General features: G+C 62.4%; 15 protein-coding genes. 1 reads left to right on the top strand and 14 read right to left on the bottom strand.

Annotated features, from left to right (window positions below):
- The first annotated feature begins 198 nt into the window (after positions 1-198).
- Positions 199-1,467, top strand: coding sequence for an OprD family outer membrane porin (locus IM299_RS13510; protein ID WP_193357637.1), 1,269 nt, complete (start codon positions 199-201; stop codon positions 1,465-1,467).
- 76 nt (positions 1,468-1,543) lie between these two features.
- Here IM299_RS13510 and IM299_RS13505 read toward each other — a convergent pair whose 3' ends face one another.
- The 14 genes from IM299_RS13505 to IM299_RS13440 form a co-directional block, all read right to left on the bottom strand.
- On the bottom strand, positions 1,544-3,184 hold the full coding sequence (locus IM299_RS13505; RefSeq protein WP_193357636.1) for a thiamine pyrophosphate-binding protein: 1,641 nt from the start codon (positions 3,182-3,184) through the stop codon (positions 1,544-1,546).
- Between the two features lie 13 nt (positions 3,185-3,197).
- The gene (locus tag IM299_RS13500) at positions 3,198-4,667 is read right to left on the bottom strand and encodes an aldehyde dehydrogenase (protein ID WP_193357661.1); all 1,470 of its coding nucleotides are present in this window, start codon (positions 4,665-4,667) and stop codon (positions 3,198-3,200) included.
- 9 nt (positions 4,668-4,676) lie between these two features.
- Complete coding sequence (locus IM299_RS13495; RefSeq protein WP_193357635.1) at positions 4,677-5,447, bottom strand: aspartate dehydrogenase; 771 nt, start codon at positions 5,445-5,447, stop codon at positions 4,677-4,679.
- 9 nt (positions 5,448-5,456) lie between these two features.
- Positions 5,457-6,251, bottom strand: coding sequence for an SDR family oxidoreductase (locus tag IM299_RS13490; protein ID WP_193357634.1), 795 nt, complete (start codon positions 6,249-6,251; stop codon positions 5,457-5,459).
- Positions 6,235-7,005: an alpha/beta fold hydrolase gene (locus IM299_RS13485; RefSeq protein ID WP_193357633.1), complete on the bottom strand. Its 771-nt coding sequence runs from the start codon at positions 7,003-7,005 to the stop codon at positions 6,235-6,237. Before IM299_RS13485 ends, IM299_RS13490 begins: the two co-directional genes overlap by 17 nt.
- 9 nt (positions 7,006-7,014) lie before the next feature.
- The gene (locus tag IM299_RS13480; RefSeq protein WP_017382915.1) at positions 7,015-7,545 is read right to left on the bottom strand and encodes a cupin domain-containing protein; all 531 of its coding nucleotides are present in this window, start codon (positions 7,543-7,545) and stop codon (positions 7,015-7,017) included.
- A gap of 10 nt (positions 7,546-7,555) precedes the next feature.
- The gene (locus tag IM299_RS13475) at positions 7,556-8,812 is read right to left on the bottom strand and encodes an MFS transporter (RefSeq protein WP_049136407.1); all 1,257 of its coding nucleotides are present in this window, start codon (positions 8,810-8,812) and stop codon (positions 7,556-7,558) included.
- A gap of 25 nt (positions 8,813-8,837) precedes the next feature.
- Positions 8,838-10,025 (bottom strand): NAD(P)/FAD-dependent oxidoreductase, encoded by a 1,188-nt coding sequence (locus tag IM299_RS13470; RefSeq protein WP_193357632.1) that lies wholly within the window; start codon positions 10,023-10,025, stop codon positions 8,838-8,840.
- Positions 10,022-10,948 (bottom strand): VOC family protein, encoded by a 927-nt coding sequence (locus tag IM299_RS13465; RefSeq protein WP_063452017.1) that lies wholly within the window; start codon positions 10,946-10,948, stop codon positions 10,022-10,024. The genes IM299_RS13470 and IM299_RS13465 overlap by 4 nt, the downstream gene beginning before the upstream one ends.
- A 78-nt stretch (positions 10,949-11,026) precedes the next feature.
- Positions 11,027-11,815 carry an IclR family transcriptional regulator gene (locus tag IM299_RS13460; protein WP_193357631.1) on the bottom strand — a complete coding sequence of 263 codons (789 nt, stop codon included), beginning with the start codon at positions 11,813-11,815 and terminating at the stop codon, positions 11,027-11,029.
- A 12-nt stretch (positions 11,816-11,827) separates the two neighbouring features.
- Complete coding sequence (locus tag IM299_RS13455; RefSeq protein ID WP_193357630.1) at positions 11,828-12,577, bottom strand: SDR family oxidoreductase; 750 nt, start codon at positions 12,575-12,577, stop codon at positions 11,828-11,830.
- Positions 12,577-13,599 carry an aromatic ring-hydroxylating dioxygenase subunit alpha gene (locus tag IM299_RS13450; RefSeq protein ID WP_028014352.1) on the bottom strand — a complete coding sequence of 341 codons (1,023 nt, stop codon included), beginning with the start codon at positions 13,597-13,599 and terminating at the stop codon, positions 12,577-12,579. Before IM299_RS13450 ends, IM299_RS13455 begins: the two co-directional genes overlap by 1 nt.
- A gap of 10 nt (positions 13,600-13,609) precedes the next feature.
- Entirely contained in the window at positions 13,610-13,918 is a 309-nt protein-coding gene (locus IM299_RS13445) for a recombinase-like helix-turn-helix domain-containing protein (protein ID WP_028014353.1), read from the bottom strand.
- Positions 13,915-14,238 (bottom strand): non-heme iron oxygenase ferredoxin subunit, encoded by a 324-nt coding sequence (locus IM299_RS13440; RefSeq protein WP_003860044.1) that lies wholly within the window; start codon positions 14,236-14,238, stop codon positions 13,915-13,917. The genes IM299_RS13445 and IM299_RS13440 overlap by 4 nt, the downstream gene beginning before the upstream one ends.
- Between the last annotated feature and the right edge of the window lie 193 nt (positions 14,239-14,431).

Raw genomic sequence — 14,431 nt, 5'->3', positions numbered from 1 at the left:
GCAATTTTGCCTCCTTTTTATTTCGCATGAATTGCTAACTAAATCGCACGTATCGGTAACACCTCTGAAAGCCCCGTCAAATCTACCCTTTCCGGCTGAAACGTCTGGTCACATATTTATTGCAATCGTTAATCTTTCCGGTAATTATCAAACGCGCAGTAATTCAATTTAATATATTAAGACAGAGACGTTCCCTCCGTGAAAAAAGAATTATCGTTAATTGCTTTAAGTTTATTCGCCGCATTACCCGCCGCTGCAAGCCAGCAATCTGACAGCAAGGGTTTTATCGACGACAGCCATTTAGACCTGTTTTTACGCAATGCGTATATCAGCCTTGACTACCATCAGGGCCAGCAGGATAAAGCCGAATGGGGTCAGGGGATCATCGCCACCTTTGAATCCGGCTATACCGAAGGGCTGGTGGGCTTTGGCGTGGACGGCATCGCGCAGTACGGCGTGCGCCTGGACGGCGGTCGCGGCAAGAGCGGTGCGGGAGGTATCGACTTCTTTAAACAGGAAGACGATGGCCGGGCCAAATCCGATTTAGCGAAATTTGGCGCTACCGCCAAAATGCGGATCTCGAATACCGTGCTGAGCTACGGTAACCAGCGTCCTGAACTGCCTATCGTTAATGCCGACAGCTCCCGCCTGCTGTTTGAAAGCTACACCGGTGCCATGCTGACCTCGAAAGAGATCGACGGGCTGGAAGTGAACGCCGGTTATTTCACCGACGAGCAGCGTAAAAGCGACGACCGCCACGACAGCGGCCTGAAAAGCCTGACTTTCGGTGGCGCAAGCTACCAGTTCAACGACCAGTTCAGCGGCGCGCTATACGCCTCTCATAACGAAGAGGTGATGAACAAACAGTACCTGGGGCTGAATTTCAAACAGCCGTTCAGCACCGGGCAGCAGCTGGTGCTCGACTTTAACGGCTATAACTCGCGTCTGGACCAGGGCTACGCTGACAGCCTCGACACGGGCCGCAGCAACACCATCTGGAGCCTGGCGGCGAGCTACATCTGGGATATTCACACGTTCAAAGTGGCGTACCAGCAGAGCAGCGGCAGCACCGGCTATAACTACGGCGGATATCGCGACAAGGGCGGCGTGGGCGACGGCGGTAACACCATCTGGCTCGCGAACTCCTACTGGTCTGACTTTAACGGCGAAGATGAACGTTCCTGGCAGGCATCCTACGGTCTGGACTTCGCGGGTCTCGGCCTGCCGGGCCTGAGCTGGACCACCGCCTACGTGCGCGGCGACAATATCAAGACCTCTGAAACCAGCAACGGCAAAGAGCACGAGTGGTTTAACCAGATCCAGTACCAGGTGCAGGACGGCCCGGCAAAAGATCTGAAGCTGAGACTGCGCTACTCCGTGCTGCGCGTCTCCGGCAACGCCAGCGACTATAACGTGGGCGGGGACGAGATCCGCGCCTACGTGGAATACCCGTTTAACGTGTTCTGATAAAACAAGCCGGGTGGCGGCTTCGCCTTACCCGGACTACTGTTTTCTCCCTCTCCCCGTGGGAGAGGGGAAACAGCTAGTAAAGCGTTTTCTGCGGCGGCCCGGCAAACTTCAGCGCGCCAATCTGACCCATCCGCACTTCCACTACCGACGGCCCCGGCATCGCCAGCGCTTCCGTCATCACGGCTTCAAAATCCTCTGCCCGCTCAACGCTCCACGCCTGCAGGCCAATTGCCTGTGCCAGCAGGGTAAAGTCCGGCGTATGCAGTTCGTTATAATACTGTCGCCCGCCGAAGTACTTATCCTGAATGCCGCGCATCACGCCGTAGCCCCCGTCGTTCATGATCAGCAGCGTCACGTTAGCTTTCTCCTGCGCAAGCGTCGCCAGCTCGCCTAAATTCAGGCTCAGGCCACCGTCGCCCACCAGCCCCACCACCTTACGCTGTGGGTTAGCAATCGCGGTACCAATCGCCATTGGCAGCCCCATGCCAATCGCCCCGGCCAGAGAGTGAATGTTCATCAGCGGGCCGTTAGCCCTGAACAGGCGGCTGCCCCACAGGCTGCCGGAAACGGTGATATCGCGCACCAGCAGGCCGTCCTGCGGCAGGGCTTTTTCAATGGCGTCGTTGAGCTTCGCATAGGCGCCGCACTGCTCGCGCAGACCCTGTTCAGCCTGCGAGACCACAAGCTGCACCTGCGCGTCCCACTGGGCGTTGCCCCACTCGCGGCCCTGCGCTTTTTCAGCCAGCGCGCCAAGCAGCGCTGAACAGTCGGCTACCAGCGTGTTATCCATCAGGTAGTTACGGCTCGCCGCCGCCGGGTCGATATCTATCTGCACCCGCGGAGACGGCAACTCCAGCGTCCAGGAGCGGGTTTCGTTACTGCGCAGGCGAGAACCGGCCACCAGCGTAAAATCACACTGCGCAATAAGCGCCTCAACCGACGGCGAGTTGTGGAACGCGCGCAGGCTGGCACGATGGCCATCCGGCAGCACGCCGCGCGCGTGGGTGCTGGAGATCACCGTCACGCCCGCATCCGCCAGTTTTTTCACCGCGTCAGCGCTTCCCAGCGCCCCGCCGCCCAGCCACAGCAGCGGCTGTTTAGCCTGTCTGAGCTGCGCCCACAAAGCATCCACCATCGCGGGATCCACGGCTGCAACCGAAGCTGGTTTCACCGGTGCGGTCACCAGAGACAGAGGAATTTTAGCCCCCTGAATATCAATCGGAATTTCCACAGAGACCGGCCCGCACGGCGGCGTCTGCGCCTCCTGAATCGCTTTATGCAGAATCGCTATCGCCTGGCTGGCATTGCTGATGCGGTACGCCCGTTTTGAACTGGCCTTCAGGAAGGTCAGCTGGTCGCGGGTCTCGTGGATAAACCCGGTGTCGGCGTCCAGCCAGGCCTTTTCAACCTGTCCGGTTAAATGCAGCAGCGGCGTGCAGGCGTTCATCGCCTCCACCAGCGCGCCTACCGCGTTCCCCGCCCCCGCGCCGGTGCTGGTCAGCGCCACGCCGAGGCCGGAAAACCGCCCGTGGGCGTCGGCCATGGTGACGGAACCCGCCTCGCCGCGCGCGGGCACGAAGCGGATTTTGCCCCGCTGCCCTACCGCGTCCGCGATCGGCAGGTTGTGAATGGAGATGACGCCGTAGATGGCCTCAACCTGATACTGCTCCAGCGTTCTGGCGATGGCGTCGCCGACGGTTATCATTTCGCTCATTGCTCACCCTTTCTCAGTCGCACCAGTGGTTGACGCTGTTACCCGTCGCCAGATAAATGCTCTTTTGCTGCATCCAGGCTTTCAGCCCCTGAATGCCCTTTTCGCGGCCCAGACCGCTCTCTTTAAAGCCCCCGAACGGGGTCGAAATCGCAAAAACTTTGTAGGTGTTGATCCACACCGTACCGGCCTCCAGCTGCTCGCTCAGGCGCAGCGCCCGCCCGGTATCGCGGGTCCAGATCCCTGCCGCCAGGCCGTAAGCCGAGTCGTTCGCCTCGCGGATCAACGCCGCTTCATCGCGAAACGGCATCGCCACCAGCACCGGGCCGAAGATCTCCTCCTGGCAGGCGCGGGCGCCGTTCGTCAGCCCTTCGATAATGGTCGGCTGGAAGAAGCTGCCGTTTGCGAGGTCAGGATCCGCCGGGATCTCCCCGCCGCACAGCACCCGGCCCCCCTCGCGCTTCGCCAGCTCGACGTATTCCTGTACGCTCTGGCGATGTTTCTCATTGATCAGCGGCCCAACGTGAACGCCGTCGGTGAAGGGGTGCCCTACGCGCAACCCGCGAGTTAATTCCAGCAGCCGCGCCATCAGCGGCGCGTACAGGCTTTCGTGGATAAACAGCCGGGACCCGGCGATGCACGCCTGCCCTGCTGAGCTGAAAATGCCGTAGCAGATCCCGCGCGCGGCCTGCTCAACGTCGGCATCCTCCAGCACGATGGTCGGGGATTTACCGCCCAGCTCCAGCGACGCCGGGATCAGCTTTTCCGCAGCCACGTGCGCCAGATGGCGGCCCGTGGCGGTGCCGCCGGTAAAGGAAATTTTTCGCACGCGGGGATGGCGCGCCAGCGCGTCGCCAATCACCGAGCCTTTGCCCGGCAGCACGCTCAGCAGCCCGGCGGGCAGCCCGGCCTGTTCAAAAATGCGCGCCAGCTCCAGCGCCATCAGCGACGTGGCTTCGGCAGGCTTGAGGATCACCGCGTTCCCGGCGGCGATGGCCGGGGCGACCTTCTGCATCTCGCTTGCAATGGGCGAGTTCCACGGCGTGATGGCCGCCACCACGCCGAGCGGCTCATAGCGGCTTAGCGTCAGCAGATCCGGCTGGCGCGGCGTGGGTAGCTCCCCTTCCAGCAGCTCGCAGGCGGCGGCGAAGTAGCGGGCCGTTCCCGCCGCGCTCATCACCAGCCCGCGCGCCTCCGCCAGCGGCTTGCCGTTATCCCGGCTCTGCATCTGCGCCAGCTCGTCAGCGCGGGACTCAATCAGATCCGCCACCTTGTGCAGGATCTTCGCCCGCATGTGCGGCAGGCTGTTGCGCCAGACGGGATCGCGCCACGCGCGCTCGCCGGCCTCGATCGCGTCGTGCAGATCGTCAAGGTTTGCCGCGTTCAGCGTCGCATTGATCGACCCGTCAGCCGGGAAGTGGCTCTGCATCGGGTTACCGCCGCCGCGTCGCCACTGGCCGCCGATAAAAATCTTCAGATCGTCCATCATCACTCCTCAGCTCAGGGCCAGTTCGCGGCAGGCGCGCACCGCGCTGAGTGCCGCCAGGGTGGAGGTTTTAGGGTTAGACGCCAGCGGCAGCCCGCTCAGCTCCAGATGGAATTCGCCAAACAGCCCTTCTACGTGCAGCGTGTGGGTGTTACGTTTCGTTGCCGGGTCAACCATCAGCTGTACGCGGGTTTCATCCATCCCGACGCCACCGAGCGCCACGGTCGCCGCCACGTTGGCGTTCGCCGGGAACAGGCGCGCCGCCTCGCGGGCGCTGCCTTCAAAAAAGACCTGCGCCTCTCTGACTGCGTTAAGGTCGATAAGCTGCTCGGCGTAGCTGCCGCGCCAGCTGGCCGGGCTTTTACGCGACTGATAGGTGACGCGCTCAAGCCCGCCCTCCTTCGCCGCCGCCAGCCCGTCGATGCCGGCCACCGCCCCGGAAAGCAGGGTCAGTTTCCCGCCCGCCGCGAGCAGGCGCTGCTCCAGCGCGCTGTCCGCCAGCGCGCCGGTGGAAATGACCGCCAGATGCCAGCCGCGACCCAGAATCGCTTCGCCGTACTGCGCAACCGCCTGCTGGCTGGCGCACTCCAGCACCAGATCGGGCGTTTGTGCGCACGCCATCGGCGAGGTCAGCGCCTCGACCGCATCGCCAAACTGGTCGCGAATGGCGGCATGGTGAGACGCGCGCGCCACGATCCAGCCGATAGCCACGCCAGCGGGCAGACGCTCAATCACCGCCTGCGCCATGGCGCCATAACCAATCAACATTACCTTTTTCATGATGCGTCCTTACAGATGACGGCAAAAGCCGCCGGAAACGTCCAGCGCCGCGCCGGTGGTAAACGAGGACAGCGGCGAGGCGAGGAACAGCAGCGCCTGCGCGGGCTCCTGCGGCTTGCCGAGACGCGCCATCGGGATGCCGCGCTTGCGCGCGATCTCCGCCGTCCACTCCGGCCAGCTCTGGCTTTTGTCCGCCCGGCTTTCGAAGCGGCGCTGCCACTGGCCGGACTCGACCATGCCAAGCAGTATGGAATTGACGCGAATCCCTTTGCCTACCAGCTCTTTCGAGAGCGTGAGCGTCATGTTCAGCAGCGCGGCGCGGGCGGCAGAGGTGGCGATCATGTGCTCCTCCGGCTGCAGCGCCAGCAGGGAGTTCACGCAGGTAATAGAGGCGATATCGGACCGTTCCAGCAGAGGCTGGAACGCCTGCACTGGATTGATGACGCCAAACAGCTTCAGCTCGGCTTCGTGGAGCCACGCCTCGCGCGGCGTCTCCTGGAAGTGCGCCACGTAGCCCTGACCGGCGTTGTTGATCAGCATATCCGCCGCGCCAAAGCGCGCCTGCACCGCATCCGCGAAGGCCTGCATCTCGTCGGCATTCAGCACGTCGCAGCGGTAAGAGAAAATCTCCCCGTCGGGGTATTCGTTGTGCAGCGCCGCATGGGCGCTGGCGAGCCGGTCCGGGTCGCGGCCACAGAAGGCGACTTTCGCCCCTTCGCCCAGCAGCAGGCGCAGCGTTTCAAAGCCAATGCCGGACGAACCGCCGGTAACGACCGCTACGCGGCCGTCAATGTGTGCATTCATCGCGCACCTCTTCGTTAATGCGTAAAAGCTGTTGGTTAAAAAACGCGTCGTTATCGAGATAGCAGGCGTGCCCGGCCTGTGGAATCGCGGTAAACGGCATGCCGTAGCGCAGCGCCAGCCCCTGCACCAGCTCGGGCTGGGTGATGGCATCCTGCTCGCCGCACCAGACTTCAAAATTACCGGCGTAGCGCTCAAGCCAGCCGTGAATGTCGTCATGCGCCAGCATCCACGCGGCGGCGAGATAGCCTTCCGGGCGCAGGGCTCGCATGCCCGTCGCAACGGTCGCGATGTCCTCCGGGCGCGCGCCGGGGCGCAGCAGCTTCGCGGCGCGGGTCTGCGCGAGGATGTCGCCACCGAGCGCCATCTGCTGCTCGCGATTACGCCAGACCTGCTCTCGCTGCGCCGGCGCGGCATTACCGTAGCCCTGCGCGGCGTCCGCCAGCACCAGATGAATGACGCGTTCAGGGAACTTCGCCGCAAACGCGCTGGCCACCAGCGCCCCCAGGGAATGGCCCACCAGTACCGCCTGCCAGACGCCTGCGCGGTCGAGCATCGCCGCCAGCGCGTCGGCGTAATCTCCCGCGTTCGCCCGCTCAACCGCCAGCATCGGGCTTTCGCCGTAACCGGGCATGTCCCACGCCAGCACGCGAAAACCGTTAAGCGCCATCTGCTTATGCCAGGACGCAGCGCCAGAGCTGATCCCGTGCAGCAACATCAGCGGGATGCCACTTCCCTGTTCACGAAAAGCCGTCATGTCGCCCCCTTAGTTCCGCTTCACTTTTGAGAGCGGATGATCGGAGGGGTAGGTCGGGATTTCCGGCTTGTTGGTTCCCAGCATGACGCACATCAGCGCCTCTTCTTCCCCGTGGTTAAACAGGCCGCGATAGATGCCCGGCGGGACGGAGATCAGGTCACGCTCGCGCAGCACGGTTTCGGTGTAGTTGTCGCCGTCCTGGATCATCAGCGTGATCTGCCCTTTGAGCATGAAGAACACCTCCTCCACGTCGTCGTGCAGGTGCAGCGGCCCTTCGCACTTCGACGGCAGCACCATGGTGGAGAAGGTAAAATGGTCCGCCTGCACGGTATTGGTGTCGTTCGCCACGCCGGTTGCCCCGGTGCCGATGTAGCGCATCTGCGCCCGGCGGTATTTCGGGTCAAAATCGGCCTGGAACTTCAGCGCGTTCCAGTCGTATTTACGGCCTTCGAAGCGCGCGATGCGCGACTCGACCCACTCTTCCATCGTCAGGTGGTCAGGTTTGATGCCTGTTTTGTTGGTTACGGTTGAATCAGTCATGACACTCTCCTCAGTAACGTCTCAGCAGCGGCAGTAACAGGACGCAGCCCACCGCCGCCATCACCGCCAGAAAAATCAGCCCGGAATCCATGCTGTGGGTGAAGGCGATCAGCGCGCCCATCACCGCCGGCGACAGCGCGCCCGCAAAGTTTCCCAGCCCGTTGAAAATGCCGCCCGCCGTGGCGCTCACCCGGGGATGGGTGGCCTTCGCCAGCAGGGCGAAAATGTTGGGGGCGCCGGTGCCCCACATAAAGGTGCTGAAGCTCATCGCCGCGATGATGGCAAGCGGGGTATCAAGGTGCATCACCGCCGCCAGCCCGACGGCTGCCCCTGCCATCGAGATAAAGCAGGCCGCCGCGCGCTTATCGACCCGGTCAGAGAGCCACGCGCCAATCACCTCTCCCGCCAGCATGGCGATGAACGGCATCGACGACAGCCAGCCCGCGTGCTCCAGGTGGATGCCTTTGCCCTTAATTAAGTAGCCAGGCAGCCAGCCGTTGATGCCCCACAGGTAGGTCAGGAACGCGATGTTAAAGATGCAGATGATCCAGAAGTGCGGGCTGACAAACAGCTCGCGCCGCGCCGCGCGCCGCTCGTCCTGAGATGCCTGCGAGGTGCCAGGTTTTGCCTCCAGCCGGATCCCCCGCAGGCCAACGCGCACAAAGATAAGCACCGGCACGGTCAGCATCGCCATCACAAAGAAGGTGCTCTGCCAGCCGAAGGTGTTCAGCAGCCAGAGGGAGAGCGGGAAGCCAATCGCCGCGCCGACCGGCGTGCCCAGCAGCCACAGCATGGTGGCACGCGCCTGCAGATGCTGCGGGAAGTTGTGGCGCACGATGGCGAAAGCCAGCGGGAACAGCGGCCCTTCCGCCACGCCCAGCAGGATGCGCAGAACGATCATCAGCGTGTAGTTATGGGTAAAGCCCATCGCCACCATCAGCACGCACCAGATCGCCATCATCCCGGTGAGCAGGCGCAGCGGCGCGATTTTGTCGCCTAAACCGCTCAAAAATACCGACGAAAAACCGTAGCTCAGCAGGAAGGCGCTCATCAGAATGCCGAGGCGCGTGGTGTCAAAATCGATGCCCATCGCCTGCTGGAAATGGCCGTCGGAAAAGAGCGCCGCGATGCTGATTTTGTCGAAAAACGCCAGCAGCACGCAGGCCAGCAGCGACAGCGGGATGGCCCAGCGCACCGCTTTTTCAGGCGTGCGGGTTCCCTCACCGCTCGCCTCGACGGGCGCGGTGTTGGTCTCTAATGTAGTCATGTCTCCCCCTACGGGTGCGGGTTAGCTATCGCAATGACATCAGTGAAAAAGCCGGGTCGGCGAGCGGTACGTCCGACAGGTCCCGCCCCGCCGCCATCCAGCGCTTCGCCAGCTTGACGGTGCGCGCATCGTTGAACGCCACCAGCTGCGTTAGCCGACCGTTGTCGTCCAGCGAGAAGTACAGCGCCTCTTCACGCACTATCGTTCGGCTGCACGGCTGCGGAATGCCGAGGATCTGGATGTTGTGCTGATATTGATCCGACCACAGCCACGGCGCGTCGTCATAGCCTGGCGCATCGGGGTTAAGCATGGCTTTCGCCGTCGCCACCGCCTGGTTCTGGGCGAAGGCCCAGGACTGAATGCACAGGCCGTAGTGATGGTGCTGCGCCACGTCGCCTGCGGCAAAGATGAACGGATCGGACGTGCGTCCCTGGGCGTCCACCACGATCCCCCGCTCGGTGCGAAGTCCCGCATCGCGCGCCAGCTCAAGATTGAGATCGACACCGATCCCCACCACGACCGCGTCAAAGGTTTCGCGCTGGCCGTCGCAGTGCATGGCCGGCAGGCCGTTATCGTCCTCCAGCTCCAGCGCGCCGCAGCCGGTACGGATCTCCACCCCCTGCTCGCGATGGATAGCCTCTAAGCGCTGCGACACCTCGCCGGTCACCGAGCGCATGCACAGCGCGGGCTGCTGCTCGAACAGCGTGACCGCCACGCCGCTTTTGCGCGCGGAAGCGGCAATCTCAAGGCCGATCCAGCCGCCGCCGACAATCGCCAGTTTTTTACTTTCCGCCAGGCGCGCCTTCAGGCGCTGCGCATCCTGCCAGTGGCGCAGAGTGTAGACCTGCGGGTGCGCCGCCCAAGCCTGCGAAGGCAGGCGCGCCCGCCCGCCGGTGGCCATTAAAAGAATGTTGTAACTAAGACGTTCGCCGTTACTTAAACGCACGGTTTTCGCTTCACGATCGACTGATTCAGCACGCAGCGGGCGGTACCAGATCAGGTTCAGCGCCTGCTGTGCTTCTTCGCTAAACAGCCGCGGGAGCGCCGCGTCCGGCTCCAGCAGAGACGCTTTCGACAGCGGCGGACGTTCGTAGAAATCCCACTCCTCTTCCGCCACTACGCAGATCTCGCCGTCGAAGCCCTCGTCGCGCAGGGTTTTCGCCGCCCAGCCGCCCGCCTGACCGCCGCCGATAATGACAATGCGTGACGTCATACCGCCTCCGGCTTTTTCTGCTGGCGGCGCGTGTCGTGGTCAATCCCGCCTTCTACCGCCCATTCGGTAAAGGAGACCAGGGAGTGCTCCAGCTCGCGCGGCTGCCAGTTTTCCGTCAGATAGTCGTCATTGGTGTAATACTCAAACGCGCCGCCGGTCGGGCTATTGACGTACCAGAAATAGGCCGACGACACCGGATGGCGGCCCGGCCCGATAAAGGTGCTCCATTCATTTTTATTCATCGCGATACCGCCGCCGATCACCTCGTGGATGTCGCGCACGGTGAAGGCCACGTGGTTGAGGCCGCGCTTGCGGTTCGGCAGTTGCAGCAGGAACAGGTTGTGATGTCCGCCGCGCGCCCCGCAGCGCAGGAACACGGCGCGGTTGATGTAGCGGTCCGAAACCTGGAAGCCGAGCACCTCGCGGTAGAATTTCTCCACCGCCGCCAGCTCCTCCACGAAGAACACCACGTGCCCGACGTTGATCGGCTGCGCGCGATCGTAAACCGGGCTGGGCGTGTCGATACGGCGGGCATCGCCCCACTGGTTGATCGGCTCAACGTTCAGCTCCACGTCGGTCTGCTGGCTGACCTGCACGCGCAGGGTCATGCCGTTCGGATCGAGGCATTCCAGCGCGTCGCCCACTTCGCGAAAGCCGGGCTGCTGCGCAAGCTTCGGGCGCAGCGCGTCGAGATCGGACTGTGTGGCAACCGCCCAGGTCATGCGGCGCAGGGTGTTGCCCGCTTCAAACGCCGGCGGCAGGTCGGGACTGTCGATGGGGTTCAGCTCCACGCGCGCGCCGCTCAGGGTGGTAAAACGCTGGCCGCTGGCATCGCCCGTCAGGCCAAAATCACGCATAAATTTGGCGCAGTGCGTCAGGTCTTCCACGCCAAATTCCAGCTTTTCAATTCCGGTTACACTCATCGTTCGTTGCCTCATCTGGCCCAAACTGGGCGTAAAACATGCCCGACGCAGTCAAGCGCCTGACGTTAACTCACTGATTTAGCTGGCCTGTGACAAATACCCTAAGAAGCCAGAAATTTTATCCGCCGCGAGGCGAACCTCGTTTTGCAGCCGCTTGCGGTCGGTCTGCGGGATCTCCTCCGACGGCACCAGAATGCTGACCACCGCCGCCACGCGTCCGCTTCGGTCATACACCGGGTAGACGATGGAGGAGATGCCGTGGCGGAAGAAGGATTCGCCGATGACAAACCCGCGGGCTTTGTCCTGTTGCACCATCTGCCACAGGGCCTCGCGGTCGTGAAGCTGCCCCGGCGTGTTGCCCGGCAGGCGCTCGTGCGGGAACAACTGTTCGAAATCGGCGCGGGAAATATCGGTCAGCAGCATGCGGCCCAGCGAGGTGCAGTGCACCGGCAGGCGGGTGCCAATGCTGACCTGGTTGATGCGCGACCCGGCGGCGCTGACGCGGGCGATGTAGATAATGTCGCGCCCGTCGCGGATCGCCAGATGGCTGCTGCACTGGCTCACGTCGCGCAGCTGCTCGATCACCGGCTGGCCGACCTGCGCCACGTCCAGCGAGGCGATGTACTCAAAGCCGAGACGCAGCACGTTCATGCCCAGCGAAAAGGTATTGGTGCGCGCGTTGCGCTCCAGAAAGCCCATGTACTCCAGCGTCTGCACCACGCGATAGGCGGTCGCCTTCGGCATATCCACCAGCCGGTGCAGCTCGGCAAAGGTCAGATCGCGATGCTGCTCGCCAAAGGCCAACAGCAGCTGTAAACCGCGCTCCAGCCCCGGCACCAGATACTTCACTTCCTGATCGTTTGCCATAATCGCCACACCTTAGTTAAAAACAAAACCGCCGTTGACCGGGATCAGCTGCCCGGTGATAAACCGCGACAGATCGCTTAACAGCCAGACTACGCTGCCGGTGACGTCTTCCGGCTGCTGCGCGCCGGTTAACGCGCGGCCATTCTCGTAAAGCTGATGGCGCTCGGCCGGAACATATTCGGTCGCCTCGACGCGGGTTAACCCCGGCGCGATGGCATTAATGCGTATACGCTTTTCGCCCAGTTCACGCGCCATTGAGCGGGTCATGGCGATCACGGCGCCCTTGCTGGCGACGTAGGCCATCAGGCGCGGCGCGCCCCACAGCGCGGTGTCGGACGCAACGTTCACGATACCCGCGCCCTCGCGCAGCAGCGGCACCGAAGCGCGCGTCACCAGCCAGGTGCCTTTGACGTTAACGCTCATCACCCGATCCCAGAGATCCGGATCGTAATCGAGCATATTTTTGCCGCCGACGCCCGTCGCCATCGCCGCGTTGTTCACCAGGCCATCAATCTGACCCTGCTCGCCAATCGCGCTGAACACCTGCTCAATGGACTGTGGATCGGCCAGATCGATAACGTGCGGTTCGATCGCATAGCCCCGCTCGCTCAGGGCGTGGGCGCTCTCGGCCAGCTCGCCCTTGAGGATGTCGCACATCACCACCGCCGCGCCCTGCTCCGCGCAGGCTTTGGCAAAGTGAAAGCCCAGCCCGCGCGCGGCGCCGGTTATGACGATGCGTTTGCCGCTCAGCAGCCCGTTCATCAGGCGGCTCCCTGCTGTTCTTCGCGCATCGCCAGCTGCTCTTTGGCGGCCTTTTGCATCATGCGGCGCAGGCGCGAGAGGCCGACGTCGTGCTGATACAGGTATTCATGGTCGCGGGCGTTTGGCGCCAGGCTTTCCAGCACTACGCGGTCCTGCTCCAGCACTTCCCAGTGCAGTTTTTCCAGACGGTTGCGGTACATGAAGCGCCACATGTCGCGCTGCCAGCCCTGCACCCGGCGAATGCGCCAGAAGAAGACGCGGCAGTTGTCGTTATCTTCCGGCACCACCATGCCGACGATAAAGAAGTGGCCGCCCGGCCCGAAGCGCTTCTTGTACGGAATGGAGAGGCGCATCCAGCAGGTGCCGCTGTTGCCCAGCTCCACCCAGTCAAAGTTGACGCCGCTCTGCCCTTTCTTCTCGAAGATAAAGCCGGTTTTTGTCGGCTGGAGCACCATGTCGGCCTTGCGATCCCCTTCCGCCATCGAGTGCGACGAGGAGTGCAGATAGGTGCCGTGCATCGGGTCCATCACGTTTTCCAGCGCGTACTGGTAATTGCATTTCCACGCGGCGGTGCAGAGGAAGTTGCTGAAGCTGTCCGTATCGGCGAGCTCGTCCGGGAAGGTCAGCTCGTCCGGCTGCTGGTCTGCGGTAACGCCAAACCACAGAAAGATTGCGCCGTGCGCCTCCTGCACGTTGTAGCTGCGCACGCACTGCTGGCCGACCAGCGGGCATTTGTCCACGGCGGGCACGTCTTTCACCTCGCCGTTGCCCGCGACCTCCACGCCGTGATACCAGCAGGCAATGCGGTCGCCCAGGTTCCAGCCCATCGACAGGCGTGCGCCGCGGTGCGGACAGCGGTCCTCCAGCGCCTGCACCTGGCCGTCTTTGTTGCGCCAGACCACAATCTGTTCGCCCAGGCGGGTAATGCCCACCGGTGCAGACTGCACCTCCCAGCTCGCCAGCACCGGATACCAGAGGCCGCGCAGACCTTTATCGAGATAGTGTTGTACGGTCGTCGTCATCGCGTTGCCCTCAGTAGCCGTTAACCTGTAAGAATGCCTGGAAGCTGGCCTCGCTCCACGGCTCGCCCTGCTGATCGTGCATGCGCACCGCGTTCAGCCCGTTCACCAGCTCCGGTAAGGTTTCAACCCCCTGCTCGAAGAGATCTTCCAGCGTGGCGATGAGGTTCACTTCCCAGCTTTCCGGCTCGCGGCTGCGGGTCTGCCAGATAAGGTTCTGGTAATCGCCCGGCTTATGGATCGCACCGTTACCGCCCTCAGCCGGTGGGGCAAACTGACGGCTTTCCGGCAGCGCCGGGTTGTAGTTCAGGGTGTCGCTCATGCCACGGTCTCCTCGACGAAGGTAATCTGAATCTGGTTTTCAAAAACCCGAACCGGGTAGCGGTTGAGGTTGCGCCCGCCGGGGCCGTGCAGGCACTGGCCGGTTTTGACGTCGAATACCGCCTCGTGCAGCGGGCATTCCACCTTGCCATCCTCCACGAAGCCCTGGCTCAGCAGGGCATAGGCGTGGGGGCATACGTCTTCCAGCGCGTAATATTCACCGTCAATCAAATACACGCCGATCTCTTTACCGTCGACGTTGCCGCTAAAAGGGAAATCTTCCTGTACTTGTTCTGCGTCACATACGCCTATCCAGCTCATCACGATCCTCCAGGCTTTTGTTTCATATATGAAACTCTGTTTCTTATTTAATACGGTCAATATAAAAGCGATGAATGTTTCGTCAAGCCGCAATGTGACGAATTTGTTAATCAAACGGTAATTAATTAACTAAGTGTGCAAAGGATCACGAAAAAATGCAGCGATATGAAATTTTCATTATTTCGGTGTGAAA

The sequence above is a fragment of the Enterobacter cloacae complex sp. P47BA genome (assembly GCF_014930485.1).
In the GTDB taxonomy this organism is placed as follows: Bacteria; Pseudomonadota; Gammaproteobacteria; order Enterobacterales; family Enterobacteriaceae; genus Enterobacter; species Enterobacter bugandensis.
Note: the sequence above shows the minus strand (reverse complement) of the source record. Positions and strands in the feature narration are given on the sequence as shown.